Annotated in this window: 22 protein-coding genes; 16 read left to right on the forward strand and 6 right to left on the reverse strand. The window is 59.6% G+C overall.

From position 1 onward, the window contains the following. The first annotated feature begins 112 nt into the window (after positions 1–112). From DB51_RS01300 to DB51_RS10120, 3 genes are all read left to right on the forward strand, one after another. A complete protein-coding gene (locus DB51_RS01300; protein WP_034250779.1) occupies positions 113–955 on the forward strand; it encodes an ABC transporter ATP-binding protein in 843 nt (280 codons plus the stop codon). A gap of 49 nt (positions 956–1,004) precedes the next feature. After that, on the forward strand, positions 1,005–1,523 hold the full coding sequence (locus DB51_RS01305; protein WP_034251133.1) for an FMN-binding protein: 519 nt from the start codon (positions 1,005–1,007) through the stop codon (positions 1,521–1,523). Between the two features lie 97 nt (positions 1,524–1,620). After that, a complete protein-coding gene (locus tag DB51_RS10120; RefSeq protein WP_156958173.1) occupies positions 1,621–1,794 on the forward strand; it encodes a hypothetical protein in 174 nt (57 codons plus the stop codon). A 184-nt stretch (positions 1,795–1,978) separates the two neighbouring features. On the opposite strand, the gene DB51_RS01310 is transcribed toward DB51_RS10120, so the two are convergent. Continuing rightward, complete coding sequence (locus DB51_RS01310; protein WP_034250780.1) at positions 1,979–3,268, reverse strand: class I SAM-dependent methyltransferase; 1,290 nt, start codon at positions 3,266–3,268, stop codon at positions 1,979–1,981. A gap of 177 nt (positions 3,269–3,445) precedes the next feature. Between DB51_RS01310 and DB51_RS01315 the strand changes: the two genes are divergently transcribed. Further along, positions 3,446–3,835: a DUF4186 domain-containing protein gene (locus tag DB51_RS01315; RefSeq protein WP_034251135.1), complete on the forward strand. Its 390-nt coding sequence runs from the start codon at positions 3,446–3,448 to the stop codon at positions 3,833–3,835. Between the two features lie 126 nt (positions 3,836–3,961). Here the strand turns inward: DB51_RS01315 and DB51_RS01320 are convergent, their stop codons facing one another. After that, positions 3,962–4,540 (reverse strand): NADPH-dependent F420 reductase, encoded by a 579-nt coding sequence (locus DB51_RS01320; protein ID WP_034250781.1) that lies wholly within the window; start codon positions 4,538–4,540, stop codon positions 3,962–3,964. A gap of 167 nt (positions 4,541–4,707) precedes the next feature. On the opposite strand from DB51_RS01320, the gene DB51_RS01325 reads away from it, so the two are divergent. Continuing rightward, positions 4,708–5,148, forward strand: coding sequence for a winged helix-turn-helix transcriptional regulator (locus tag DB51_RS01325; protein ID WP_051867134.1), 441 nt, complete (start codon positions 4,708–4,710; stop codon positions 5,146–5,148). 46 nt (positions 5,149–5,194) lie between these two features. Here DB51_RS01325 and DB51_RS01330 read toward each other — a convergent pair whose 3' ends face one another. The 3 genes from DB51_RS01330 to DB51_RS01340 all read right to left on the reverse strand — a co-directional run bounded on the left by DB51_RS01330 (position 5,195) and on the right by DB51_RS01340 (position 10,820). Beyond that, positions 5,195–6,049, reverse strand: coding sequence for an aldo/keto reductase (locus DB51_RS01330; protein WP_034250782.1), 855 nt, complete (start codon positions 6,047–6,049; stop codon positions 5,195–5,197). Positions 6,050–6,260: 211 nt separating this feature from the next. Beyond that, on the reverse strand, positions 6,261–7,703 hold the full coding sequence (locus DB51_RS01335) for an amino acid permease (RefSeq protein ID WP_034250783.1): 1,443 nt from the start codon (positions 7,701–7,703) through the stop codon (positions 6,261–6,263). A 297-nt stretch (positions 7,704–8,000) separates the two neighbouring features. After that, complete coding sequence (locus DB51_RS01340) at positions 8,001–10,820, reverse strand: heavy metal translocating P-type ATPase (protein ID WP_034250784.1); 2,820 nt, start codon at positions 10,818–10,820, stop codon at positions 8,001–8,003. A gap of 261 nt (positions 10,821–11,081) precedes the next feature. Between DB51_RS01340 and DB51_RS01345 the strand changes: the two genes are divergently transcribed. Beyond that, positions 11,082–11,432, forward strand: coding sequence for a metal-sensitive transcriptional regulator (locus tag DB51_RS01345; protein WP_084674505.1), 351 nt, complete (start codon positions 11,082–11,084; stop codon positions 11,430–11,432). 130 nt (positions 11,433–11,562) lie between these two features. Here the strand turns inward: DB51_RS01345 and DB51_RS01350 are convergent, their stop codons facing one another. After that, positions 11,563–12,735, reverse strand: coding sequence for a lactonase family protein (locus tag DB51_RS01350; protein ID WP_051867135.1), 1,173 nt, complete (start codon positions 12,733–12,735; stop codon positions 11,563–11,565). Positions 12,736–13,317: 582 nt separating this feature from the next. Here DB51_RS01350 and DB51_RS01355 point away from each other — a divergent pair. The 10 genes from DB51_RS01355 to DB51_RS01405 all read left to right on the forward strand — a co-directional run bounded on the left by DB51_RS01355 (position 13,318) and on the right by DB51_RS01405 (position 26,826). Then, entirely contained in the window at positions 13,318–14,976 is a 1,659-nt protein-coding gene (locus tag DB51_RS01355) for an MFS transporter (protein WP_202961980.1), read from the forward strand. Between the two features lie 109 nt (positions 14,977–15,085). Next, on the forward strand, positions 15,086–15,757 hold the full coding sequence (locus DB51_RS01360; protein WP_034250786.1) for a response regulator transcription factor: 672 nt from the start codon (positions 15,086–15,088) through the stop codon (positions 15,755–15,757). 8 nt (positions 15,758–15,765) lie between these two features. Beyond that, the gene (locus DB51_RS01365) at positions 15,766–16,863 is read left to right on the forward strand and encodes a HAMP domain-containing sensor histidine kinase (protein WP_084674476.1); all 1,098 of its coding nucleotides are present in this window, start codon (positions 15,766–15,768) and stop codon (positions 16,861–16,863) included. Between the two features lie 114 nt (positions 16,864–16,977). Further along, complete coding sequence (locus DB51_RS01370) at positions 16,978–17,520, forward strand: hypothetical protein (RefSeq protein WP_084674477.1); 543 nt, start codon at positions 16,978–16,980, stop codon at positions 17,518–17,520. Positions 17,521–17,840: 320 nt separating this feature from the next. Further along, positions 17,841–18,515: a hypothetical protein gene (locus DB51_RS09660; protein WP_051867136.1), complete on the forward strand. Its 675-nt coding sequence runs from the start codon at positions 17,841–17,843 to the stop codon at positions 18,513–18,515. An 84-nt stretch (positions 18,516–18,599) separates the two neighbouring features. Next, a complete protein-coding gene (locus tag DB51_RS01385; protein ID WP_034250787.1) occupies positions 18,600–21,212 on the forward strand; it encodes a YhgE/Pip domain-containing protein in 2,613 nt (870 codons plus the stop codon). A 48-nt stretch (positions 21,213–21,260) separates the two neighbouring features. After that, positions 21,261–21,887, forward strand: a complete 627-nt coding sequence (locus DB51_RS01390) for a TetR/AcrR family transcriptional regulator (RefSeq protein ID WP_034250788.1) — start codon at positions 21,261–21,263, stop codon at positions 21,885–21,887. 446 nt (positions 21,888–22,333) lie between these two features. Further along, positions 22,334–23,434 (forward strand): mevalonate kinase, encoded by a 1,101-nt coding sequence (gene mvk / locus DB51_RS01395; RefSeq protein ID WP_202961981.1) that lies wholly within the window; start codon positions 22,334–22,336, stop codon positions 23,432–23,434. Then, the gene (mvaD, locus tag DB51_RS01400) at positions 23,431–24,474 is read left to right on the forward strand and encodes a diphosphomevalonate decarboxylase (RefSeq protein ID WP_084674478.1); all 1,044 of its coding nucleotides are present in this window, start codon (positions 23,431–23,433) and stop codon (positions 24,472–24,474) included. The genes mvk and mvaD overlap by 4 nt, the downstream gene beginning before the upstream one ends. Before the next feature lie 90 nt (positions 24,475–24,564). Beyond that, positions 24,565–26,826, forward strand: coding sequence for a phosphomevalonate kinase (locus tag DB51_RS01405; RefSeq protein ID WP_051867137.1), 2,262 nt, complete (start codon positions 24,565–24,567; stop codon positions 26,824–26,826). Positions 26,827–26,947: the final 121 nt, after the last annotated feature.

The following is a 26,947-nucleotide window of genomic DNA, read 5'->3' on the forward strand; positions in this document are numbered from 1 at the left end:
GGCGCAGAAAACAAAGAACGAATGGCTGGATATCAACATGTCAGCATCAGAGTTTCGGATTGCACGATGAAAATCCCTACACAAACGAAAACGAAGTGAGAAAGGGGCGAACATGTTGCTCGAATTGGACCATGTGTCGAAGATCTATGGTGATCTTCATGCGGTCGATGACCTGAGCCTGTCGGTCGGGGAAGGCGAATGGCTCGCCATCGTCGGCTCGTCCGGCTCCGGCAAGACCACATTGATGAACATCGTCGGCTGCATGGATACGCCAAGCGAGGGCAGCGTCTCGCTGGAGGGCCGTCAGCTCAATGACCTGAATGCCGGTCAGCTTGCCGACGTTCGCAAGAACGTCATCGGCCTGGTGTTCCAGAAGTTTTATCTGGTGCCCCACCTCACAGCTGTGGAGAACGTGATGGTGGCCCAGTATTACCACTCGGTGGTCGACGAGGAGCAGGCCATGGAGAGTCTGAGGAACGTGGGCCTCGAGGATCGCGCGCATCATCTGCCCGGGCAGCTGTCCGGTGGGGAGCAGCAGCGCGTCTGCATCGCCCGGGCGCTCATCAATTGTCCGAAGCTGATTCTCGCTGATGAGCCGACAGGCAATCTCGACGGCGCGAATGAAAAAATCGTGCTGGACCTTTTCAAGCAGCTCCATGAACAAGGCACCACCATCATCGTGGTGACCCATGATGCCTTGGTCGCGTCCTGCGCGCAACGCGAGATCATGCTCAATCACGGTGTGCTCGTTGGCGAACAATGGAACGATGAGGATGCCCGGAGACGATATGTCGAGGCGGGCGGCAAGCCTGGCGTTGCCGAGGCCGCGTCGATGAGCGACCGGGTTTCGGATCAGGAAGCGGCGCCTTCAAGCGACATCCCGGTAGGATTCGCGGACCCGACCAAAGCCGCGAAAACAGATGGCGCAAGTCTCCCAGACGACACGGGCGTCTGAGAGCAGTTTCGGGGCAGTGCACAGAAATCACTGCGGAGAGAGGACCATGATGAACAAGCACGGCAAATCAGTCAGAGCTGCCTCGCTCGCGGCCGTAGGACTGGTGGCGGCCGGCACGCTGCTTGCAGGCTGCGGCGAGCCTTCCGCGGTGCCTATGAACGATGAGTATGCCGGTTCGGGCGATGAATCCAGCGCGTCCACCGACGCTTCATCACCCGACTCGTCATCAGGCGAGTCGGAGAACCCGTCCGCCAGTGGGAAAACGGATACCGGCACCTACAAAGACGGCACCTATGCCATCAAGGGCGAATACGGTCCGGTCGGTGAGGACACCATTGATGTGACGCTTACCGTGGCTGCGGGGAAGGTGAGCGATGTGCAGGTGGTCGGGCACCCCTTCACCACGATTTCGAAGAATCACCAGAACGCCTTCATCAAGGCCATACCCGGCGTCGTCGAAGGCAAAGCCTTGAAGGATTTGAAAGTGGACAAGGTCGCGGGCGCGAGCTGGACCAGCGAAGCCTTCAACAAGGCCTTGGAAGTGGCCCGGCAGGAAGCCTCGGAGTAGGAAAATCCGCCCAAAAACGATAACTGCACTAAAAGGACAGCAATACGGTAATGCTTTCTCCGAAAAGCTGTCCTTTTAGCGCAGTTATCATTTTTGTGTGTCGGAAGTCGAAGTGATGGTTGTCTTCGCGCCCTTGGCGTGCGCTCACTTCGCCTGGCTTCGTGAACAGTTGCGTTACGTATTACGACGTGTGGCAATCGCTACGCGCTTCTTCGCGCCCTTGGTGGGCGCTCACTTCGCCTATGCGGAGCGCACTGCGCTCCGCATTTAACGGCTCAGCCTGCAATTAGGGTCTGTCTTCCAGACAGGCTTTGCTTTGGCTTCGTGAACATTTGCGTTACGTATTACGACGTGTGGCAATCGCTACGCGATTCTTCGCGCCCTTGGCGTGCGCTCACTTCGCCTACGGACAGCCCACAGGGCTGTCCGCTTAACGGCTCAGCACAGGGCTTTGGTTACCTATTCCACCATGGACGGAGGGGATAGGTGGTGGTGCCGGTTTCCGGGTCTGGTTTGACGCAGAGGAATTGGTGAACCTGGATGGTATTGAGTTCGAAGTTGAAGCGTGAACCTGCCATGTACACACCCCACAGTCTGGCCTTGGGTTCACCGACGAGCTTGACCGCATCATCCCAGCGATTCTGAAGATTCTCGTTCCAGTGCTTCAGCGTAATCGCGTAATGCTGCCTCAGGTTTTCCTGGTTGATGACCTCGAATCCGACATTGTTGATGGTGACTTCGATTTCACCCGGGCTCGCCAGCTCTCCGTCGGGGAAGATGTACCGGTCGATGAAACCGCCGGCACGCTTGCCCTGATAGCTGTTGCAACGGGTGATCTGATGGTTCAGCAGCATGCCGCCCGGACGCAGCTTGTCCAGCATCTCCTTGAAGTACGCGGGATAGTGCTTGTGACCGACGTGCTCCATCATGCCTATCGAGCAGATGCCGTCGAATCCGGATTCCGGCACATCGCGATAATCCATCAGTCGTACCTCGGCAAGATCCTGAAGACCTTCGCGGGCAATCCACTCGTTGGCCCAATCGACCTGTTCCTGTGAGAGCGTGACGCCGATGACGTGAATGCCCCTCTTGGCGGCGGCGACCTCCATCGAGCCCCACCCGCAGCCGATGTCCAGCAGCGAGTCGCCCTCCGAGAGATTCAGCTTGTCGAGCACCATGTTGAGCTTATGCTCCTGGGCCTCTTCGAGCGTCGCATCCGCAGTGGGGAAGCATGCGCACGTATAGGTCATCGACGGCCCGAGGAACATGGCATAGAACTCATTGCTCTGGTCGTAGTGATAGCTGACCGTTGCCGCGTCGCCCTTCTTGGTGTGCGGCATAATCCCTTCGGCCATGCGCTGCGCCAGCGACGGCAACTCGATTTCCGGCGGTTTCGGCACGCGCACCCCATGTGACAGGATGGTTGCGCTCAGCTTCGCCAGCTCGCTCTTCTTGGGCTTCCTGGCATAGGATTTGAGCTCCATGAGCTGCTTGAATACGCCGTACGGGTTGCCGGGTTCGAGCTCCGGTGAGGCGATATCGCCTTGCAGATACGCGCGTGCAAGGCCCAAATCATTCGGACATTCAGCAATGTAATACACCGCACGTGAATTGCGAATCTCCAGATGCAGCGGAGCATCAGTGCTGCCGAAGCTTGATCCGTCAAAGGCGCTGACATGCAGCGGTGCGTCATCGTTGAAAAAGACGCCGACCATGTCCGCCACGGTCATTGTTGTTATAGCCATGTAAATGTATTGCCCCCTTCTGAAACCACGCTACATGAAGTGCATAAGGTCTCATCTTTATCAGTCTCCACCCTACTCCGATTGAGGATGATGGGCGTCGTCCGGAGACCGAATTCTTTACACTTGTATGCGATTCGGGTGTGTTGGTGCACCGCTGTTGAACCTAAGCTGGAGACTATGCAAACAGAGGGTGATAGCCGGGATTCGTGGATTTCGCAGACGCTGATTCGTTTGTCGGCTTCGTCGTTCAGAGCCGGTTTTGCCTTGAGCGCACACGATAGGGCTTATGCGCGGAGCAAAGGGCGTACAACCATAGAACGACATGCGCGCGAGTTGCTTCGAGGGCGCGTGGGCGATGCCTGGCCCGCAAAGGATGGCAGGCAAACGCCGTTCAGAGGGCATCCCGTGTTTACCGCGCAACATGCCACAGCCACATGCTGCAGAGGGTGCATCGAGAAATGGCATCACATTCCGCGTGGCACTGAACTCAGCGATGAGCAGCTCGATCGCTTGGTTGACCTGGTGATGGCCTGGATAGAAGGGGACCTCGCCAGTCACCCCGCCTAGTCGACCGGCTTGAAAAGCACCTTGGAATACAGCAAGAGGTACAGGCTGGTCGGAGCCGGTCATCGCTCCACCCTGTCTGTACCTCTTGTCGTAAGCCTCGCGGATGCGACGGCGTTTTCGCAATCTTCAGCGCTGGATTGCGAATCCGCCCGTCCAGGCGATCTTCTCTCCTGCCGCCAGAGTGAGCTGGAGGAAGCCGACTGCTTCCAGTTCGCGTGCGCGTTTCAGCGCACCGGCATCGACCGCTGCGAGGCCTGCGGCTTCGACCAGTTCGGTGAGTCCTTGCTTGGCATCCGCATCATCGCCTGCAACCAGAACGGTTGTGGTGTCTTCGCCGATGGTCCCGGAAGCCAGTGTTGCCGCGAAGTTCGTGTTGAAGGCCTTCAGTACATGCGCATCGGGCAGTTTGGCGGCCAATTCCTGCGCTGCGGAGGAATCCGCAGGCGTGACCAGCGAGTCGAAGGTCGAGAAGTCAAGGGGATTGGTGATGTCGACGACCGTCTTTCCTGCGAAAGCCTGACCGAACTTATCGGCGATGGCGTCGAGTGCCGGGTATGGGACCGCGAGAATCACGATGTCGCCGGTGATTGCGATATCGGCGGCTGCGGACGAGTCGAGGACCTGTACCTCTGCTCCGGCCTTCTCGGCGATTCCACTCAGCGCTGAACCCATGTTGCCCTTGCCGAAGATCGTTACCTTGCTCATGTTTGCTCCTTCATAGTGTCTGTTGAGGCGTTAGCCCTTGTTTCCTTGGTATCGCAATGTTTTCACGGCCTTGTCGTCATCCGGCCGCATCAGCATCACGAAACTAACATTATGTTAGCACTAACAAATAGTTAGTAAAATCGGAGAGTCGGAATAGAATGATTCGTATGACCAGATCAAGCGAAAACAACAACTGCGCCGTGCAGATGACGCAACGGTGTTCCTCGAAGCCACAGGACGTCAAGTCCGAGGCTCTTCGCTACAACGTCTTCTCTGATCGCTGCATCTCGCGCAAACTTCTCACCGACGTGTCGCGCAGGTGGAGCGTCCTTATCCTGTCAACGCTCAGAACGGGGCCGAAACGCTTCGGAGAGTTGAACGACACCATCGAGGGCATGAGCGAACGCATGCTCTCGATTACGTTGAAGACGCTGCTTCACGATCACCTGGTCGTTCGTGTGGGCACGACTTCGTGCTCCACTTATGAGTTGACGCCGGCGGGGATGCCCATAGCGGCCAAAGCCGATGAACTTTTTGAGGCTGTATACAGTGCCTTGGACCACATGGACCCCAGTGAAATCGACTCCGCCGCAGCCGCTGCCGCGTGATGCTGCGGGGCGGCTGCGGCGGTCGAGATACGACGGCGGGTCAGTCTCACATTTCCTGATGGCTGCGCGGGTCGAAATCGCCTCGGCTGCCGTCGGGGCTGTCCATGGCCGCGAATGCGGCGCGATCCTCGTCGTCGAAATCAAAACCCATCACGTCGAGGTTCTCGATCTGGCGCGATGGCGTGGCCGACTTGGGGATGGGGATGTCGCCGTAATCGACGTGCCAGCGCAGCACGACTTGCGTTGGCGTCACATCGTGCTTATCGGCCACTGCAACGATGGTCGGGTCCTTGACCGTTTCGCCGCCCCTACGCAGCGGGCTCCAGGCCTCGGTGATGATGCCATGCTGGTCGTCATATGACTTCAGCTCTCGCTGCTGCCAATAGGGATGGAGTTGAATCTGGTTGACCGCCGGGGTCACGCCGGTTTCCTTGATCAGACGATCGATATGCTCCGGCAGGAAGTTGCTTACGCCTACATGCTTGATCAGACCGCGCTCTCTGAGCTCGACGAGTGTCTGCCAAGCTTCGACGTACTGGTCTTCGATGGGATTCGGCCAGTGAATCAGGTACAGGTCGATATAGTCGAGGTCCATGCGCAGCAGGCTCTCTTCGACGGTTTCGACCGCCTGGTCGTGATTGTGGTAGCGGCCGGGTAGCTTCGAGGTGACGATGATGTCCTCACGTGGCACGCCGCTGCGCCGGACCGCCGCGCCCACAGTCCCCTCGTTGTCGTAGTTGACTGCGCTGTCCAACAGCCGGTAGCCGTTGTCCAATGCAGATTCGATGGCTGTCGCACCATCAAAGCCTCGAAGTTTGTATGTGCCGAATCCGATGGCGGGCAGTGCCAATCCGTCGTTGGCCGTACGATCTGGCAGGGCCTGGGCTTCGTGTGATGTCATTGTTCCCTCTTTCTCTGGTGGAGTTCGCGTCGCACGATTCGTGACGGCGGTCCGGGGAAAGGGCGCATCGAATGCCAGGCAGAGTTCGTGACGGCCCGGCCGGTGCTGCACCCTCAACGCTCACCATTCTAATTCCGGCGGCGAGGTCGAGCGGGGATGTTCATGCAGAGCATGGTCGTCGATGGCGTGCAGCGATTCTGCGGGTCGGGAGCTATGCCTCGGTGAGGTCGTTCGAGACCTGGGCATTCAGAGTGGAATGTTTCGCGCCGTACGTGAAATAGACCACAAGGCCCAGGGCGAACCACACGGCGAAGCGCACCCAGGTCTCCCAATTCAGACCGGCTATCAACACGCCGCAGAAGACGATGGCTATCAGCGGGGTGAACGGTACGCCCGGGGTTCTGAACCCACGCTGCATCTCGGGGTGCTTGCGTCGCATCCAGATGATTCCCGCCGCGACGATGATGAATGCGGAAAGCGTGCCGATGTTGACCAGTTCGAACAGCACGTTGATGTTGATGAATCCTCCCGCGATTGCGGTGGCGATGCCAAAGAACCAGGTCCCTTTGAAAGGCGTGCGATACTTCGGATGGACTTCACCGAAGAACTTGGGGAACATGCCGTCCCTGCTCATGGAATAGCAGATACGCGACTGCCCGTAGAGCTGAACGAGCATCACGGTGGTCATGCCGATCAGCGCGCCGAAATCAACGATCAGCGCCAGCCAGTTCATCCCCGTTTTGAGAATCACGCCGGCGACGGGGGCATCGATGAACTTCGCGAACTCCGGGTATTTCACCACGCCGGTCATAATCAGGGTCATGACGATATAGAGCACCGTGGAAACGGCCAGCGAGAGCAGAATTCCTCTGGGCAGGGTCTTCTTGGGCTCGATGGTTTCCTCGGCGCTTGAGGATACCGCATCGAATCCTATGAAGGAGAAGAATACGATGGATGCGGCCGGGATGATACCCATGGGTACGGTGCTGTGCTGTTTGAAGGAGTACCAGCCGTATGGCGAGAAGGGCTGCCAATTCGAGGGTTTGACGTACCACACCACGCATACGATGAACAGCACGATGACCGCCAGTTTGATGCCCACCATGATGTCGTTTGCACGGCGGGTCTGGTTGATGCCGACGGACAGCAGCCAGGTGATGAGCAGCACCACGACGAATCCGGGAAGGTTGAAATATGTCGTCACGCCGGGTGTGGTGCCGTAGGCGGCAGTGAGCTCAACCGGCAGGTTGATGCCGAAACCCTGTAGTAATTTCGTGAAATAGCCTGACCAGCCTGCAGAGACCGTAGCCGCCTGCAGCGCGTATTCGAGTATCAGGTCCCAGCCGATGACGAAGGCGACCACTTCTCCGAAAGCTATGTAGGAGTATGTGTATGCCGAGCCTGCAACAGGTGCCATGGAGGCAAATTCCGCGTAGCACAGACCTGCGAAACCGCAGCATATCGCCGCAAGAACGAAAGAGACCGACAGTGCCGGTCCGGCGGTCAGAGCGCCTTTGCCTGTAAGCACGAAAATTCCGGTGCCGATGATGGCTCCGATGCCCAGCAGCGTCAGATCTAGCGTGCGCATGGTTCTGCGCAGTGGAGTCGATTGTTTGACGAGCTCGTTGACGGTTCTTTTGCGGAAATAATCCACGGCAATCTCCCGATTGATATTTGCGGTCTGTGGTGGTGCAGACTGGTGGCGCGACCGTGGGTATTGTAACTGAATCGTGTAGATGGGATTGCCGTGGTGTCCAGCAATGGGACGGCACCCCGGCTTTCCGGCCTTCGGGTGTGCGTTTGTTCCCCTATGCGCCGGAAAGGTCGTTTCTGTAGGGATTTCTCAGTGGAGCGCCTGTTCTGCGAAGCCGTATCGGCGCCATGGCGATACGGCAAGATGGGCGGTGTGGCCTGTTTCCGAAAAATCCCTACACAAACGTTGCTTGCAGAGTCAGGCGATGAATGCCGCCGGATTCTTGTCGAAGGTCGCCGCGCAATGGGTGCTGCAGAAGTAATATCGTTTGCCATCCACTTCTCGTGTCGCAGCGGCGCTTGATGGGTCGACGGTCATCCCGCAGACGGGGTCCTTGGCGGATGCCGCATCCTGAACCTGATGCACTGCCGCCTCCTGGTGGTGGGACTGGTGACGCTGGAATATTGACATGGTGTTTCCTTCCCTTGCATGGTGTTGCGAAATCTGCTTGTCCCCGGGATGAGTGGCGTGGGTATCGGGGTGGAAGCTCCTGAGGCGGTTAGCGTTGATGACCACGGAGAGCGATGAGAAGGCCATCGCGGCACCTGCGATCATCGGGTTGAGCAGTACGCCGAAGAGTGCATACAGCGCACCGGCGGCAACCGGTATGCCCAGACCGTTGTACCCGAAGGCGAACCAGAGGTTCTCCTTGATGTTCCGCATCGTTGCCTTGGACAGCGCTATGGCGTTCACGGCTCCGCTGAGCTTGCCGGACATCAGGGTGATGTCGCTGGATTCGATGGCGACATCGGTGCCGGTGCCGATTGCGAAACCGACATCTGCCTGGGTCAGGGCCGGGGCATCGTTGATGCCGTCACCGACCATGCCCACAAGCTTTCCTTGGGACTGCAGTCGCATGATGATATCGGCCTTGTCCCCTGGTGAGACGGGCGCGACGACATGCGAGATGCCGACCTGGGACGCTATGGCCTTGGCGGTTACGGTGTTGTCTCCGCTTGCCATCCAGACCTCGATGCCTTGCGAGCTGAGCTCGCGGATTGCCTGGGCTGAGTCGTCCTTGACGGTATCCGCTACCGCGATGGCTGCGGCGAAGACCCCGTCTACGGCCGCCAGGACTGTTGTCTTGCCTTCCGAAGACAGCGCCTCGATGGTCTGAACGATGCCGGAGTCTTCTGAACGCTCACGGTGACTGTCCGGTGCCTGTATGCCTCGGACACCGTGTTCCTCCAGAAGCGACTGGTTGCCGATAAGTACGTCGTGGCCGTCGATCCGTGCAACGATTCCTCTGCCGGTGACGGCTTCGAAGTGTTGCGTAGGGGAGAGCTGCAAGCCCTGGTCGTCGGCGTATTCGACGATTGCCCGGGCCAGGGGGTGCTCCGACGGGCTTTCCGCGGAGGCGATCAAGGCGATGGTCGCATCATCCACATGCTGCGGGAGGATGTCCGTGAGTTTCGGCTTCCCCTGGGTGATGGTGCCGGTCTTGTCGAGGATGAGCACCTGAAGTTTATGTGCGTTCTCCAACACCTGGGCCGAGCGTATCAACACGCCGGCCTGAGCGCCTTTGCCGGTGGCGATGGTCACGGACAACGGCGTGGCGATGCCCAATGCGCACGGGCAGGCGATGACCAGCACGGATACCGCGGCCACGAGCCCGTGGACGGCCTGTGGTGCCGGGCCCAGGAACCACCAGCCGACGAATGTCCAGATGGCGATGATGATGACCGCCGGAACGAAGTATCTGGCGATGGTGTCAGCCAGCCGTTGGATGGGGGCCTTTGAGGACTGTGCCTGCCTCACCAGGCCGATGATATGCGCCAGAACGGTGTCCTTGCCTACCTTCGTCGCCCGGTATTGCAAACTGCCGTTGCCGTTGACCGTGGCGCCCGTGACCGGGTCGTCGACGCTTTTCGAGACGGGCATGGATTCGCCGGTGATCATGGATTCATCGACGGTCGATGCGCCTGAGATCACCACGCCGTCAACCGGGAATTTCTCTCCCGGGCGGATGGCGATGAGGTCACCTACGGCGACACGGTCCACGGACAGTTCCTCGACACTGCCATCGGGGCGGATAACGCGTGCGGTGCGGGGATTGAGGTCTATCAGGGAACGGATGGCTTCGCCCGTTCCGGCACGGGCTTTGGCTTCCAGCAACTGCCCCAGCACCATGAGGGTGATGATGGTGCCGACCGATTCGTAGTACGGCTCGCGTGAACCCTGCGGCACTATCTGCGGAGCGACGGTGACCACAAGGCTGAAGAGAAAGGCCGCTGTGGTGCCCAGAGTGACCAGAGAGTTCATCTCGGCCGAACGATGCCTGAGGGCGAGCCATCCCGTACGATGCACCGGCCATCCCGAATAGAACATCACCGGAAGTATCAATACCAGCTGCACCCATGGGTTCATCAGTATCATCGGCGTCCAGTGGCCGAGGACCGGGTGGAACATCGTGGCGACGAATACGGGGAGGGTGAAAACCGTTCCCACGATGAGCCGCGTCCACAGGCTCCTGATTTCGCGTGCCCGTGACTCGTCCTCGCCGTGCTGCTCGTCAAGGGGGCTGCTGTCGTCGGAATCGTCTGAATTGGCGTTCGAGCTTGAGCTTGAGACCGTGCTGCTCGAAGTGGGCTCGGAGCTGTCGGTTGGCGGATGCGCCGTGGCTGGTGCCGAGGCGGCACCCCCCTGCGCTTCATGGACGATGAGGCTGCCGTGCAGCATGTTCATCCCGCAGGCGAAGGGATATTCGCCCGCTTTGAGCGCGCCGAGCTCCAATGTGCTGTGCGCGAAGGCGGGGAGCGCCTTGTCGATGCCGAGTTCGGAGAACACGACATGCGATGAGCACTCGCCATCCTCCTGACGGTCGAATTCGAGCCTGATCGGCACGCCTGCCGACGCTTCGATAACCGAGGGCGAATACCCGCCTTTGACGGTGATGTGCACGGTCTGCAGACCTTGTTCAAGCTCGGCTCGGGTGGCCTGTTGTTTTGACAGCAGCAGCCACGAGACCAGCGCGGTCAATGCGAGTGCCACCAGAATGACGATGATGCCGCTTCCCATGTGATCCTCATGCTTCCTTCGGTTCTGTCGAACCGAACTTTCCCTCATGTGGTCTATACCATATACCCCTATAGGGTATAATACAATACGGATACGCTGAACGGCAACAGCCGGTCTTGATGGGTGATTCCGCCAGGTGGTCGTACCGCCCTGAAAATATCGGGAGAATACCGGTCGCGGAAGCCCCGCGAGACCCGTGCTGCCGGGCACATCGGCGATGTCGGAAACACGTCCTACAACCTTGGAAGGGAAGGTGCGACGATGGCAGTCCATGCAGAAAGCGACACGTATGAAGGCGAGGGCCGCGAACTCGGAGGGGTGCATGAAGGGGGTCACGGGTATGTCGCGGACAAGCAGCGCGTCACTGCCCGTCTGAAACGCATCGAAGGTCAGGTCAGGGCCGTGACGCGAATGATCGAGGACGACACCTACTGCATCGATGTGCTCACCCAGATTTCAGCCTGCGACAAAGCGCTGAAATCAGTTGCCCTGATACTGCTTGACGACCACCTGAACCATTGCGTGCGTACCGCGGTCAAACAGGGGGGCGATGTCGCCGATGACAAACTGCGTGAGGCGGAGGATGCCATCGCACGGCTGGTGCGCTCCTGATTCAGGCGATGCGCTGCGCATCGGTGGCGGAATGCGGATGCCGAGTTACGCCGCCGATGCGTCGATTGCCAACATGGTGCCAGACATCGCATCACACATGGTCCGGTGGCGAAGTTCAGCACGGTGAAGTTCAGTACAAGGGCGCGACGGCGGTGGGCGAGCCCACGATGATTTCCGTGCCGGGAGTGGCTTCGCCGTCGGGCGAGAGCGTGAAGGTGCTCAATTTGCCGGTGGTCTGATTCGCCACGAACAGACTGTTGCCGATGGCTTTGATGTGGCGCGGTCTGCCGCCTCCGCTGCTGAATCCTCCGACTTCGGCGAGACGCTCGCCATCCCAACGCAGGCGGATGATTCTATCCGACCCGCGCAGACCGACATAGCAGTACCCTTCAGTCGTGGATGGTGACGGTGCCTCAGCGGAGGGTGCCTGTGCCCCCGCGAGTGCGGCATCGCTGACGAATGCCAGTGACGCCGCCTGATCCTTCGCATCCGCGTCCAGCTCGACCCGTTGCGTATGGGTGAATCCGTTTGCGGCATCGGCTTGTGGTGCGTACACATCCACAGTGCGGCTCCATTCGTCCACCACGGCCACGCGCCAACCCTGTTCCTGGCCTGGGGCGGAGGGCAGCAGGTGCATGTCTCTCGGACCCGTGCCCGGTGCGCAGACGATGGATGAGGTGCGTCTAAGCCTGTCATCTTCCCATTGGTGGACGTGAATACGGTCCGCTCCCAGATCTGTGCTGAGGATGCGGCCATCCGGCAAGGGCAGTATCCAATGCGCATGCGGGCATTCCTGGGCTGGCAGAGGGCCGTGCCCTTCGTTCGTCAGTACCTGCCCGTGTTCTCCGATGCTCCCGTCGGATTCGAGGGGAAGAACGCATACATTGCCATCGCCATAACATGCCACCAGCAGATGAGCCTTACCTGATGCGTCGTGAGATACGGCAAGATGCGTTGGCGTGTCTCCTTGGACGGAAACTCGGGAAAGCGGCTCAAGATGCAGGCCTTCGCCCGACTTGGACACTTTCAGAGCCACCACTTCGTTGTTGAATTCCAGAGGGGCGTAAACCACGGAATCCTCGACAAGCAGCCACGTCGGCGAGGGGAGTTCCGCGAGCAAGCCACGATGCTCCAGACCCACGGAGTCTGAATGCTCCGTATTCTCCGGGTACGAGGCCCGAATCCAGTCGATGCCCAGGCAGTCGCCTCCACCCTGACTCCCGAATCCGCCGATGAGTATGTCAGCAGGCCGTGTCGATGTCGTCTCTTGCGATGCGTGTCGATGTGCTTCGTTGCCTTGCATTGCTTCGTGCTCCTTCGTCCGCGTTCCAGCCGGAATCCGATGATGCTTCCCCGTATATCAGCAGCATTCTATTACCGCACCGTGAAGGACGCGCGTCACTGGGCGCTGGGCTCCGAATAAGATAGTTGCACTAAAAGGACAGCAATTGGGTAAAAATTGCTCGGGAAAGCTGTCCTTTTAGCGCAGTTATCGTCTTGACGGCAGGAAAAATGGCTCATGCGGTAGACTGGATGGGCTTTGTGGCGCGCTGACTGGTACACGATGCCGGTCTGAGGGGAGAGTCCCGCGTCATGTTGGGTATGGTTTGCCGATGGTGTTCGAAGGCCCCGTATGGGGCGAGCAAGGGGACTTGCGGATATGGATGCCTGTGCCGGTATCGCTTCCTTGAAGCGTTTGGGAACATTGAGTCCCGTCTGCCGATGACAGAACGAGCATCGTCTGTCGGCATGGTGATGGAGTGCTTCGCCGCCAGGGCGTATTGCCGTGTTGATACCGGCGAGGCTGCACCGAGACCTGCTTGGCCAAGCCGGAAAACCGCTTGGCGTTGAATAGGAGCTGAATACAAGAATAATGCGCTCACAAATGATGTCAGAAACAGTTGAAGAACAATCCAGGCAGGACGAGCCCGCCTCGCAGGGGAATCCCGCACCTCGGGCGCACGGTCGTGCCAAGAAGGGTCGTCCCAAGAACAAGCGGCGGTTGATGTGGCTGCGCAGATTGCGCAAGGAAGACATCGTCGTGGTCGAGCAGGAATCGGTTCGTCAGGCCGTGCTGGGCACGGCCGTCGGCAACTTCATGGAATGGTTCGATTTCGGTATCTACGGCTATCTCACCATCGTCATGACCACGGTGTTCACGAAGGGCATGCCCCAATCAGTGGGCGTGCTGGTCATGCTTCTCGGCTTCGCGGTGAGCTTCATCGCCCGACCCTTGGGCGGTTTCATTCTTGGGCCCTTGGGTGATCGCATAGGTCGTCAGAAGGTGCTCTTCCTCACCATGTCGGTGATGGCTGTGTCCACCGCATTGATAGGAATCCTGCCGACGGCGGCGCAGATAGGCCTGTGGGCGCCGATTCCTCTGTATGCGCTCAAGCTTGTGCAGGGTTTCTCCACCGGTGGCGAATACGCGGGAGCCGCCACGTACGTGTCCGAGTTCTCGCCGGACAAGCGTCGTGGGTATTACAGCGCATGGCTCGACATGGGCTCCTATCTCGGATTCGCCACGGGCGCCGGCGTGGTGGCGCTGTGCAGTGTCCTGACGCAGCAGGCGTGGGGCCCTGACGCGATGGCGAACGGCGGTTGGCGCATACCGTATTTCATGGCCGTCCCCTTGGGCATCGTGGCCATCTATTTCCGTACACGTATTCCCGAGACTCCGCACTTCGATGAGGACGGCGATGGCGATGACCGTGGCGGACGCAGCAAGTCGAAACGACGGGGGCAGTGGAAGTTTGCAGTCGTCGATCCCGAGGGCCGCGATTCCAAGATTTTCGGTCATCACAGCCTGCTGAACCTGGTGCATAACTTCCGCCGGGAGATAGTGCTGGGCATCATGCTCGTGGCTGCGACCAACACGCTCTCCTATGTGCTGACCAGTTATATGCCGACCTATCTGGAAAAGGAGATCGGTGCCAGCCAGGTGACCGCTGCAGCGTCGACGATTCCCGTCCTGGTGCTGGTGGCGGTGCTGTTGCCGTTCATCGGCAAGCTGTCGGACCGCATAGGCAGGCGTCCCGTGCTGGCCGTCGCTGTTGTGCTGACATTGGTGATGGCGCTGCCTGCCTTCTGGATGCTCCATCTGGGGCAGTCCTGGGCTCTCCATGTTGCTCTGGTGATGATTGCTATTCCTGCCGCCTTCTACATCGCGGTGACGGTGACGACGATTCCTGCGCTGTTCCCCACGGCTTCGCGCTTCAGCGGTATGGCCGTGACGTACAACATCGGCGTATCGCTGTTCGGCGGCACCACCCCGCTGATTGTGCAGGCCTTGCTTGAACTGACGGGGAACCGCTATGTTCCGGCCTTCTACGTCATGTTGTTCTCTGCGATAGGCGGTGTGGCCGTGTGGCTGATTCCCGAATCTGCGGGCAAGCACCTCATCGGTTCCATGCCTGCAGTGGAAACCCATGCCGAGGCATCACGGCTGGTCGCCACCCAGGACGACAATCCTGACATCGATTTGCATACCATGCCTGTGCAGGCGGTCACCGCCGAGTGGAAGGGCAATGGGCCAAAGGCATAGCGAAGTTCATCTGCCACATGGCACGCCGTCGCTCCGCCGCACATCCGGATTGGTGAATCGCGATGCGCGGGAGTGACGGGGATGATGCCCACCCGGTACAGTGAGCGACATGGTAGACATTCTTGTGGTTGAGGACGAGCGTGACCTCAATGAGGTCACGTGCATGTATCTTCGCGATGCCGGTTTCACCGTCACCGGTTGCATGAACGTGCATGACGCATATGAGGCCATGCACGGTCACCTTTTCGATCTGGTGGTGTCGGACATCATGATGCCCGGCACGGACGGCTTCGCCTTCGCTGCGAAGCTTCGGGAGATATACGCGCACCTGCCCATCATCTTCATGACCGCACGTGACGACATCGCCTCCAAGAAAAGGGGTTTCCACACAGGTGTGGACGATTACATGGTCAAGCCCATCGACTTCGACGAACTGGTGCTGCGCATCGAGGCGCTGCTGCGCAGAGCGCACATCGACGACGAGAAGCGGCTGTCCGTCGGGAATCTGGTGATGAACGCCGACGAGATGACGGCAGCCGTCGAGGATGAGGAGATCACCTTGACCACGCGTGAGTTCAACATCCTCTTCAAGTTGCTGAGCTACCCGAAGCAGGTGTTTTCGCGCGCTCAGCTCATGGATGAATTCTGGGACACGGATTCCTATACGGGGTTGAGGGCCGTTGACGTGTACATCACCAATCTGCGCAAGAAGCTCGCCGCATGCGACGGATTCGACATCGTGACGGTCAGAGGTCTGGGCTACAAGGCGGTGCCGCGATGAGATCGGGTATGCGCAAGCTGCCGCAGGAGGCTGATTCCGGCATGGAGCAGCCGACGGGCAGAGTCGTCAAGGAGAGGCGATTCTCTCCCGCCATGTTTGTCTGGACTTTTGCGCTGCTGTGCGTGCTGGCAGGAGGGCAGGCCCTGATTCTTGGGGCATATGTCAGGCTCCCTTCTTTCCCGCCGATGTTCGTTGCCGGCATGACCGGATACTGGGCCATCGTCGCAGGCATTCTCAGCCTGGTTACCTACCTGCAGATCCGCAGGAGGTTGGAGCCGATGCGAAAGTTCAGCGAGGCCAGCAGACAGGTGTCGTCCGGCGACTTCTCCGTCTACCTTGAGCCTGAGCATCTTCCCGAATCCCCGAAGTGGGACAGCAGTGACGAGATGTTCGAGGATTTCAACGCCATGGTGCGTGAACTCGGCAGCATCGAGACCATGAAGAACGATTTCGTCGCCAATGTCTCCCATGAGATAAAAACACCGTTGGCCATCATCCAGAGCTATGTGCAGTTGCTCGGGAAGCCGGGGCTTTCGGACGAGCAGCGTTCGCGCTATGCGGCTACCGTAACCGACGCCAGTGAACGTTTGGGTCAGTTCGTCACCAGCATCCTGAAGCTCAGCAAGCTGGAGAATCAGACCATGGGCCTGCAGATCGAGGAATGCGACCTCCCCCGGCAGCTGACCGATGCCGCACTGTCCTACGGTGATTTGTTCGACGACAAGGGCATTGCCTTCGAAGTCGATATCGAGGATCGCGCTTTGGTCAGGGCCGATCCGGACGTTCTTGAGGTCGTCTGGAGCAATCTTCTGGGCAATGCGTTGAAATTCACCGATGAGGGTGGCCATGTCTCGCTCCGGCAGAGCTCCGACAAGGAGATCGTCTCGGTGGAGGTCCGCGATGACGGCTGCGGTATGAGCGGCGAGGAGCTGTCTCATGTGTTCGACAAGTTCTATCAGGGAGACACTTCCCATGCTGCCCGGGGCAATGGCCTTGGCATGGCCATGGTTCGCAGGGCCGTTGAACTGTCCGGAGGCACCATCTCGCTGAGCAGCGCGGTCGGGGAGGGGACCACCGTGCTGGTGCGTCTTCCCGCGGCCATCTAGCAAGAGCGCGCGTGGACGGAACTAACACAACTCGAACAATTCGCCAACAGTCACCCAACAATCGCCCCATACATTGTGTGTTGTCAGCAACGAGAGACACATGATGAAGGAGAGATGATGACTGTCGAGAACACCAATGAGGTACATGCAGGAGCCAGGGATTTCGTCGGCTACGAATACAAGAACATAAGCGTTCCTTCGCTGGACGAAGGCTTGTACGTCGATAGCTACCGTTCCTTCGGGTGGTCGCTTGAGTCAAGCGAACAGGACAAGCTCAGCAACAGCGTGGTGCTGAAATTCAAGCGTGATCGCCAGATTCGCAACAAGGCTGAATTATCGAGGCTGCAACGCCAGTTCGATTCCTCCGCCCTCAAAATCAGAGCTCTGGAGACCGCTCCGGAGTCGACGGCACGTCTGCTCGCACTGTGCCTGGGCATTATCGGCTGTGCCTTCCTGGCGGGTGCGACCTTCTCGTACATGGCCGGTTTCATCGTCGCCATGGTGCTGCTCGCCATCCCCGGCTTCCTGCTGTGGATTGTCGCCTACCCCGTGTTCGTTCGGACGAAGGCGAGCAAAACCCAGAAGAACGCCCCTCAGCTTGACGCATGCTTCGACGCGGTCTACGAGACCTCAAAACAGGCGAGCCAGCTGCTGTAATACAGCCGCAATGCGGGAGAACTCCATGGAGGGCCCTGTGGGATAGGCCCTGTGGGATAGGCCCTGTGGAATAAGTCCTGTGGAATCAGCCCCTGTCAATCTGCACGGTGGAGTGAGTTCACCGGAGCGAATGCAATGCTGAAAGGAGAGACTCATGAAATATCTGTTGGCGGCGGTGGCTGCGATAGTGCTCGGCGCGGGAGCATACATATGGAAAGTGAACGCAAGGGAAGTGCGCTGAGCGAGGGTAGCCGGCATCCGTATCCAGACCGTCACAGGTCGGGATACGGATGCCGGCTGTGGGGAGTGAAGGGGCAACGATGATCGACCGTGTTATCTCGATCTGGAACAGATATCGGAAGCTGGCCGTCGGCGACCGCACGGCATTGGGGGCCGCCGTCTCGGCGGCGACCGGGGTGGCGATGGCGTCGTTGAAGCTGGGAATGGGTGTGGTGACCCAATCTCTGCTGTTCATCGTCAGTGGAGTGTATTACCTCATGCTGTGCCTGTCGCGTGCAGTGGTGGTGTACAGGCATCGTCGCATCAGGACCTTGGATGTCGCACCTGAAAGGCGTCGGCATGAAGTGAGCGTGTACCGCAGGACCGGCTTGCTGCTGTGTCTGGTGGGGGTGTCGTATGCCGCGTTCTCTCTGACCTTGATGCATGAGGATGCTGATGGTTCCTATTCGGATATCGTGGCCATCACGGTCGCCACGATCACCGTGGTGAAAATAGGCACCGCCATTCGCGGCATGGTGGTATCTCGCCGTGAGCGCAATCCCACGGATTCCGCGGTGAAGGCCATCGCGCTCACCGATGCTCTGCTTTCCGTGGTGGTTATGCAGAACGTTCTGCTGGTCTCTCAGCATACCGGCGGTGCAGGGAGAAGTTCGGGTGTCTTGGGCATTGCCTTGGGCTCCGCCGTCGTGATTGCTGGTCTGCTGATGTATTGCAGGCGGCACTGGGCGCGGTTCTCTGATGTCAGGGAACGCTAAGGCATAGAACTTTACGGTTGTAAAATCTTTTTTACTGTTGTATGGTGTGACGCGGCAATACACGCGTGACGGGAAGAGGTCATCATGGCAGCATCGCAGGCAGCGGATGCAACAACGGCAAAGACTCGTCGGAAGAGTGCTTCTCGCCAGGCAATCGACATACTGGTAATTGCAACGCTGATTGTGCTGGCAATCCTTCCGCTCATCTATGCGGGACTATTGACGGATGCCAACATCGACCCATTCGGGAAGCTCAACAATGTCGATGCAGCCATCGTCAATCTGGACGAGGGCAAGACCGTCACCGCCAACGGTACCTCCACGACGACCAATCTCGGCAGGCAGGTGACCGAAAGCTTCACCGACAAGGGTTCCTCCACAACGAACTTCAACTGGCACGTCACCAGTGACGATGATGCCCGCGACGGTCTGAAGCACGGCAGGTATGAGGTGACCATGGTCATTCCCAAAGACTTCACCGCCGATGCCCTGTCGAGTGCGACCAGCACACCGGACAAGGCGGATGCGGTCAAGCAGGGGAACATCGCCATCACCACCGACGATTCGGTGAACTACCTCTCAGGGACGATTGCCAAAAGCGTCGGTTCCGCGCTGGAGCGTTCGTTGTCGGGGAAAGTGTCCTCGGCATATCTTGACAAGGTGTACATGACCATCTCCGGCATGCATGATTCGCTGACCACAGCCTCCGATGGCGCTACGGCACTCGCGCAGGGAACCCAGAAGAGCGCGCAGGGCGCGAATACGCTCAGCTCGGGACTGAACACGATGTCGGAGAAGACCGCAGCGCTTCCCTCGGCGACGAAGAAGCTCGCCGATGGGGCCGCTGCCGTCAATACGGGAGTGGGCACACTCGCCAATGGCTCGCAGACCCTGGCAAACGGGACTCAGACGCTCGCCAATGCCGTATCCGCGATGCCGACGGCCACACAAGGGCTCGCCAACGGCATCAGCAGCGTCGCCAATGCCGTGCACCCCCTGTCAAGCGGCGCAGGCAGCCTGTCGGATGCGACTTCGAAGCTCGCCGACGGGGCAAGCAAGTCAGCCGACGGAGCGAATACGCTCGTCAGCGGCGCCGAGAGTCTGCACGACGCCACAGGGAAGCTGGCCTCCGGCACATCCAGCGCACTCGACGGCGCAAGCGCACTCGCATCGGGTGCGACGAAACTGAGCAGCAGTGCCCTGCAGCTGCAGCAGCTGCAGGCGGCGGAAACGCAAAAAATCCAGGAACTCCTGAACTCGTACAGCGGCATGGATGATGTCCAGCGTCTCGAAGCCCTGCAGACCATCAGCGGCATGTCTCAGCAGCTCACCACCGGAACGGCCGCACTGTCAGGCACATCCGATCAGTCTGGATTGCGTATGCTCGCGTCCTCGAGTGCGCAGCTGGTGGGCTCTCCTGCCACCTCCACCACACAGGCTAGTGGTCTGCATGCGTTGAACGATGGCGCAACATCCGTGGATGCCGGTGCCCAGCAGCTCAGCGCAGGGTCGAATGCGCTGTCGCAGGGACTGAAGACTCTGTCATCCGGCGCTCAGCAGAGCGATGCAGGGGCGAAGAAACTGAGCGCGGGCCTCTCCTCCTTGGATGAGAATATGCCGAAACTCGTCCAGGGAGGCACCCAACTGAACGCGGCCAGCACCTCGTTGGTCACCGCCACGTCTCAGCTGAACGCCGGCGCGGGGACGCTGAGCGGCGGATTGCAGACGCTCAACTCGAAGATTCCATCGCTGGCCAATGGGCTCAACACCCTGAATACGCAAAGTGACACCCTGGTGGCGTCCATATCGAAGGCGGCCAGCGGGTCCCAGCAGTTGAGCGAGGGGTCGGCGACGATCGCCAAGGGTAGCGGCAATCTGGCCACCGCCCTCTCAAGCGGCGCGCAGAAGGTGCCCTCATACACCGAGTCACAAGCGAAAACCATCAGCGGTAAGGCTTCGCAGCCGGTGACGGTGAGCAGCACCCGTAACCATGAGGTGGGCAATACCGGTACGGGCATGCTGCCGTACTTCCTCGGCCTTGCACTGTGGCTCGGTGCGCTGTCGACCTTTATGATGAGGCCGTCGCTGCGCGCGAAGCTCATGCGCAAGCACCGCTCCGCCCTCGTGGTGACACTCGGCTCCTATCTCCCCTACGCTGTGCTGGGCATGGTGCAGGCCATAGCCGCCGTCAGCGTCGTGCACTGGGGCATCGGAGTCGACATAGCCAATCTGGGCGGACTGTTCCTCTTCACCATGTTCGTCTCGTGCTGCTACATGGCGGTCAGCCAGGCATGCATCGTGCTGTTGGGCGATCCCGGGAAATTCGTGCTGATTCTGCTGATGGTCACGCAGCTGACCAGTGGCGGCGGCACCTATCCCGTGGAGACCACGCCAGGTTTCTTCCGAGCGGTCAGCCCCTACCTCCCGATGACATACGTCATCAAGGGCGTGCGCTCGCAGATAGCGGGTGGCAGCGTCTTCGTCGGCCCGGCTATCGCGCCGCTGCTGATCTGGGGCCTGGGTGCGCTGTTGGTCACCTTCATCTCGGCGAGTATCCTGATGAAGCAGGTGCGTAACAGCAATTCCCAGGAGATGCCGATGTCGGTGATCGGCGGAATGTCTCAGCGAAAGGTCGAGGAGTCCGTTTTGCCTGCGGATGTGGAAAGTACCGCCGTCTTGCAACCGGTGGCAGGATGAAGTAGACCATAAAGAACATTCATATCGCTTAGCCCAGAGGTCATCAGCATGTCAACCGTTACTGTCAGGCAAGGTTCCAGCAGATCGCGCCAAGCCCTGCTGGACGCCACGATCAAACTTATCGAGGAGCGAGAGGTTCCTGATATCACGGTGACCGACATCGCCGCAGTGGCGGGGGTTACGCGTCCGACCTTCTACCAGAACTTCCAGGATCTGCCCACCGCGTTCGCCGCCGCGGCCTTGCACAGGATACGACCGGTGTTCGAGAATCCGCTGCTCTCGATGATTCCCAGGGAAGAACGGATGTCGATCGTCGATTCCTTTCTCAGGCAGATCACACTGGTGCTGGAGCATTATCGCGATTTCTATCTGAAGATATTTCAGGGGCCTGCAGCGCTTCGTGTTCTTGACGAGCTCGTCGAGGGCGTTGCCGAGCATATGGAACGTGAGTCGCCGGTGATGGGCGCCCTGCAGGAAGGGCCCCTGCCCTTTCACGAGGCCAGTCATGCCGTCGCTGCCGGAACGCTGTGGATTATTCGCAAATGGCTGGAGCATCCTGACGGGCTCAGCGCCGAAGATGCGGCCAAGCAGCTCAGAATGTTCAATACGATGAGCATCTGCGGCGGCTTGGGTTCGCAAGTGCAGGAACAGGTCTCCAAACCTTCCGAACGTTGATGAACATCGCCATCTGACGGACTTTTCGCGCATCCGGGACGCTTCTGCAGGGATTGCAAGGTAGCTCTGCCCACCGGAAAATCATGTTTGCTGCAATTCCGGCCTTGCTGCGGTGCGAAGCATCGAGCAATCCGCCGGTGCCATCAATAATCCCTACACAAACGGCAGCGACTGCATGCGGGCTCCGGAATGACGGGTCGGGAAGGCCGCAGGGACGCTTCTTTGATGTTTTCGCAGTGGCAATGGTCGTCGAATCGATGGTCATTTGTGAATCTCTGCGGTATTCTCATGCTTCTGCCCGGTGAACAGCGCATGCGCAACCGTATAATCCTACTCGGTAAGCATGAGGACGGGCGATGGCAGAATCCTCATCGCCGTGAGGGTCTCCGCGAGGCCACGAACCGTCGTCGTCACGACACCGAACCGGAAAGGTGGGGCATCAATCCATGGCAGAGTCCTTGCATGAACAGACACCTCAACGCAACCAAGCGCTCGGAGATCATCGTGCGGCCTATGCAAACGATGCCCACGAGATGGACAGGGTCTACCTCTCCGGTTACGGAGAAACGTGGGCGAAGACCATACTCATCGGTGAGCACAGTGCGGTCTATGGGTATCCGGCCATAGCGCTGCCCCTGCAGAGTCTGAAGATGCGAGCTTGGGTCACGCCTACCGGAGGCGGGGAGCATATGCTGCACGCTCTCGGGTATGAGGGCGAGCTCAGGTCGTCCGGCAAGCGCTTCGCCGGAATCCGACGTGCGGTCAAGGTCGCCGAATCCTTCGTCGGGCGCTCCAGCCTTGCTTTCGATATCGTGACCGAAGCCGACTTTCCTGCCGAGCGTGGTCTCGGATCGTCGGCGGCTGCCGCCGGGGCGGTCATCCGGGCGGTAATCGATGCCTATGGACGGTCGGCCACGCCGGATGAACTCTTCGGACTGACGAATGGTGCGGAAATCGTCACTCATGGTCATCCCTCAGGTCTTGATTCGGTGACCACATGCGCTAGTGACCCCATCCTGCTTGATCACGGTGCGATTTCGACGGTCGACATGGATATTCCCGCCTATCTGGTGATAGCGGATTCAGGCATTTCCGGCAGCACGCGCGAGGCCGTGGGCGGCGTAAGACGGCAATACGAGCACGACTTCGAGAGCACCAAAGCTCTTCTGGATTCGATGGGCGTCCTCGGAAGACAAGCGGTTGTCGATCTTGCGCAGGGTGATATCGAAGGCCTGGGAGAGCGCATGAACCAGGCCCAGCAGATGCTGGACAGGCTGGCCGTCAGTCACCCCGTGCTCGACCTTCTGGTGCAGAGCGCTCTGGAATCAGGTGCGGCCGGTGCCAAGCTGACCGGTGGCGGCCTGGGCGGCTGCATGATTGCGCTTTCCCCGAGTATGGTCACCGCCGAGGCGATACGAACGAATCTGTATGGGCAAGGTGCCAAGAAGGTCTGGATTCACCCGATGCACTCGCGCCCTCAATCACTTGTCCGCGATGCACCAGGCTATGCCTCTGCGCGCAAACAGGCTGATGAGAACACCCGATGACGAGTTCGGGCGATACGTTTCTTCCTCGGGTGGAGCTCACGGATGACACTCCGCTTCTCACGAACAAGGCTGCGGCAGGCGGTGCCACGGCCACGGCGAACGCGAATATCGCACTGGTCAAATACTGGGGCAAGGCGGATGAAGACCTCATCATCCCTAGGACTTCAAGTCTGTCGTTGACGCTGGAGGGTTTGGAGACCACAAGCTCCGTATGCTTCCGGGAAGACTCCACGCAGGACCGTCTGTTCATCGACGACGTCGAGCGTCATGGAAAGGCCCTGAACCGTGTGAGCGCGCTGCTTGATCTCGTTAGAGAGCAGGCGGGCGTCCAAGCGGGCGCCGTAGTCACGTCGCGCAATACCGTTCCATACGAAGCTGGTCTGGCCAGTTCGTCCTCGGCTTTCGCCGCGCTCGCCTTGGCCGCCTCGCATGCCGCTGGTCTGCGGCTGAATGACACGGAACTTTCCCGTCTGGCCCGGAGGGGGTCGGGATCGGCATCCCGCTCTGTTTTCGGTGGTCTGGCGGTTTGGCATGCCGGGCACGACGATGCGTCCTCATATGCCGAAGCGGTCGATTGCCCGCTGGACCTGGCCATCGTTGTCGTGCTGATTTCCGGAAAGCCGAAGAAGATATCCAGCAGGGAAGCCATGCGGCGGAGCGTCGAGACCTCGGATCTGTATGATGCGTGGGTTCGTGCGAATCCCCGCGACCTTGAACGCGCGTTGAAGGCGGTCAAGGCAGGGGATATCACAGCCCTGGGCGAGGTCGCTCAAGGGAATTTCCTGGGCATGCACGCCACGATGATGACCGCGAAGCCGCCGGTGATGTACTGGATGCCCGGCAGTGTCGAGGCGCTGCAGGCGGTGGACGAGTTGAGACAGGACGGGCTTCCCGCCTGGGCTACGATGGATGCCGGACCCAATGTGAAGGTGCTGACGACCGCGGCTGACGCTAGGCGCGTAGAGGATGAGTTGCGCCTCAGGCTTCCGCGATGTGCAATCCATACGCACCTCGCAGGCCCGGGGGTACGGTTGCTGTAGGCCTTGAACGGTGAGCGACGAGCAGGAGTCTGAGTGCGAGTGCGTATTGCGCGCGCTCGGGATCGACGGAGATGCGACGAGGGAATGGGTATGGAAAGCGCAGATGACGTGATCACGGCGAAAGCGCCGGGCAAATTGTATGTTGCCGGAGAGTATGCCGTTGTGGAAGCCGGCTATGCCTCGGTTCTGATCGGCGTCAATCGCTTCCTGACCGTTACGGCCAGACAGGCCGAGTCATCGGGATGCATCACTTCGACGAGGTTCCCGAACTCTCCGATAACGTGGAAGCGTGAGAACGGTTCTCCTGTCGTGATTGAGGGGAATCCCGATTCGGCGGCTTTCATACTGAGCGCAGTTTCCTATGTCGAGCGGCTGGTTCTCGAAGAGGGCGGCACGCTCAGGTACTTCGACCTCGATGTGAGCAGCGGTTTGGATGATGCCTCCGGCAGGAAGTTCGGCCTGGGTTCTTCGGCTGCCGTGACGGTGGCCACGGTAAGAGCGGTATCGGGCTTGTACCATCTCGAGTTGGATGATTTGCGGGTGTACCAGCTGTCCTTCCTTGCGGCGCATGCCATACAGCCATCGGGTTCGGGCGGAGACATCGCCGCCGCGACCTTTACCGGTTGCATAGCCTACCGTTCCCCGGATCGACTTTGGCTGACGCGATTCCAGCGTGAGAAGGCTCGGCTTGCGCGGCCTTTGCGAGCCGTGCTGGACGAACATTGGCCTGGCCTGGATATCGAAGCCCTGCCCTTGCCAAAGGATTCGACCTTCATGATCGGGTGGACGGGCGCTCCCGCGTCCACGCCGGAATTGGTCGGCAAAGTGCAATCCACGGTCAAGGGTGGCACCAGTCATGATTCCAAGGAGTACCGCCTGTTCCTTGACCGCAGCGATGCCTGCGTGGAAAACCTCAAACAATCCCTCCGACGCGGTGATATTCCGGCATCGCAGCAGGCCATCCGCGAGGCGCGTGCAACACTTGGCTACCTTTCCTCGATCAGTGGCACGATTATCGAAACTCATCGTCTGCGCAGTCTCGTGGACATCGCCGAACGGCACGGTGCAGCCGCGAAAAGTTCGGGTGCGGGCGGCGGCGATTGCGGTATCGCCATCTGCGGGCCGAATGCCGACCAGGAGGCGATTCGCAAGGGGTGGGAGCGTGAAGGCATTCAGGCACTGGACATGACTGTCTATGATTCCAGCACTGACGAAGCTTCCGGGAGCGGCGACGGGGCGAGTCCACGAAGAGAACCGCAACAAGACGATGATGAGAGCTCCCGGCCAAGCGCGGTTTCGCAGCGCAAGATCGACCACATCCGTCTTGCGGATGGTCAACAGCGCGAGGGACGTTCCAACGCTTTCGACGATGTCAGCTTCATCCATCACGCTTTCGCCGATATGGCTACTGCCGATGTGGATTCGGGCACTCGGGTGTGCGGGACCTCGTGGACTTCGCCCTTCTACATCAATGCGATGACCGGCGGTTCCGACAAAAGCGCCGAAATCAATACGGCTCTGGCTCGCGCGGCATCGCACACCGGCTTGGCAATCGCCTCGGGTTCGCAGCATGCGGCGTTGCGGGATGCGTCGTTGACCGGCAGCTTCACCACCATTCGAGAGCACACCTCCGGGGTGGTGTTCGCCAATGTCGGACCTACCGTCAGCCCGGAACAGGCAGCAGATGCGGTGACGATGCTTGAAGCCGACGCCTTGCAAATCCATGTCAACGTGGCTCAGGAAATAGTCATGCCCGAAGGCGATCGGGACTTCACCTCATGGAAGGACCGGATAGCCGCCATCATCGCTGCGGTCGGGGTGCCGGTGATCGTGAAGGAAGTAGGCTTCGGCTTGAGTGCGAGAAGCATCGACGCCATTGAATCGCTTGGCGCGATGGCGGTCGATGTGAGCGGTCAGGGCGGCACGGATTTCGTGAGTATCGAAAACAGCAGGCGGCAACGTTCCGAGTTCTCGTATCTTGAAGGATTCGGCCAATCGACGGTGCTGTGCCTGCTCGACGCGGGGCAGCGCTCGCATATCGCGCAAAGCCATATGGAGCTGCTGGCATCGGGTGGCGTGCGCAACCCCTACGATGTGTTGAAGTCATTGGCCTTAGGTGCCCGCGCAGCGGGGGTTTCCGGCCACTTCCTGCACACCTACCTGGAATCCGGATATCAGGCCTTGGTGGATGAAATCCAATCGTGGCAAGGGCAGATTCGTTCCCTGATGACTCTCGTCGGAGCGCATACGGTAGCCGATCTGCAGCGTTGTGACGTTCTGATAACCGGTGGCACCCGTGAGCAGGCCGAACTGCTGGGAGTGCGCTGCAGTGAATTCGCCCGACGCGGGTAGCCGGTGGCTGGACGAGTGCCGACCTGCCTCTGTCCCTGATGCTCATGTACTTGGCAGAGAGTACGCGTCGTTTCAGTTACGGTCTTGCTACGATGGTCTCAGGGAGCATGCATACGCCGCC

Origin of the sequence: Bifidobacterium crudilactis, from assembly GCF_000738005.1 — a bacterium.
GTDB lineage: Bacteria > Actinomycetota > Actinomycetes > Actinomycetales > Bifidobacteriaceae > Bombiscardovia > Bombiscardovia crudilactis.

Coding starts and splice junctions, on each gene's coding strand:
- mvaD (WP_084674478.1), top strand. CDS start 23,431: ATGACGAGTTCGGGCGATACGTTTCTTCCTCGGGTGGAGCTCACGGAT.
- DB51_RS01385 (WP_034250787.1), top strand. CDS start 18,600: ATGGCAGCATCGCAGGCAGCGGATGCAACAACGGCAAAGACTCGTCGG.
- DB51_RS01310 (WP_034250780.1), bottom strand. CDS start 3,268: ATGGCTATAACAACAATGACCGTGGCGGACATGGTCGGCGTCTTTTTC.
- DB51_RS01345 (WP_084674505.1), top strand. CDS start 11,082: ATGGCAGTCCATGCAGAAAGCGACACGTATGAAGGCGAGGGCCGCGAA.
- DB51_RS01405 (WP_051867137.1), top strand. CDS start 24,565: ATGGAAAGCGCAGATGACGTGATCACGGCGAAAGCGCCGGGCAAATTG.
- DB51_RS01350 (WP_051867135.1), bottom strand. CDS start 12,735: ATGCAAGGCAACGAAGCACATCGACACGCATCGCAAGAGACGACATCG.
- DB51_RS01305 (WP_034251133.1), top strand. CDS start 1,005: ATGAACAAGCACGGCAAATCAGTCAGAGCTGCCTCGCTCGCGGCCGTA.
- DB51_RS09660 (WP_051867136.1), top strand. CDS start 17,841: ATGATCGACCGTGTTATCTCGATCTGGAACAGATATCGGAAGCTGGCC.
- DB51_RS01330 (WP_034250782.1), bottom strand. CDS start 6,049: ATGACATCACACGAAGCCCAGGCCCTGCCAGATCGTACGGCCAACGAC.
- DB51_RS01300 (WP_034250779.1), top strand. CDS start 113: ATGTTGCTCGAATTGGACCATGTGTCGAAGATCTATGGTGATCTTCAT.
- DB51_RS01390 (WP_034250788.1), top strand. CDS start 21,261: ATGTCAACCGTTACTGTCAGGCAAGGTTCCAGCAGATCGCGCCAAGCC.
- DB51_RS01370 (WP_084674477.1), top strand. CDS start 16,978: ATGATGACTGTCGAGAACACCAATGAGGTACATGCAGGAGCCAGGGAT.
- DB51_RS01340 (WP_034250784.1), bottom strand. CDS start 10,820: ATGGGAAGCGGCATCATCGTCATTCTGGTGGCACTCGCATTGACCGCG.
- DB51_RS01325 (WP_051867134.1), top strand. CDS start 4,708: ATGACCAGATCAAGCGAAAACAACAACTGCGCCGTGCAGATGACGCAA.
- DB51_RS01365 (WP_084674476.1), top strand. CDS start 15,766: ATGCGCAAGCTGCCGCAGGAGGCTGATTCCGGCATGGAGCAGCCGACG.
- DB51_RS01315 (WP_034251135.1), top strand. CDS start 3,446: ATGCAAACAGAGGGTGATAGCCGGGATTCGTGGATTTCGCAGACGCTG.
- mvk (WP_202961981.1), top strand. CDS start 22,334: ATGGCAGAGTCCTTGCATGAACAGACACCTCAACGCAACCAAGCGCTC.
- DB51_RS01320 (WP_034250781.1), bottom strand. CDS start 4,540: ATGAGCAAGGTAACGATCTTCGGCAAGGGCAACATGGGTTCAGCGCTG.
- DB51_RS01355 (WP_202961980.1), top strand. CDS start 13,318: ATGATGTCAGAAACAGTTGAAGAACAATCCAGGCAGGACGAGCCCGCC.
- DB51_RS01360 (WP_034250786.1), top strand. CDS start 15,086: ATGGTAGACATTCTTGTGGTTGAGGACGAGCGTGACCTCAATGAGGTC.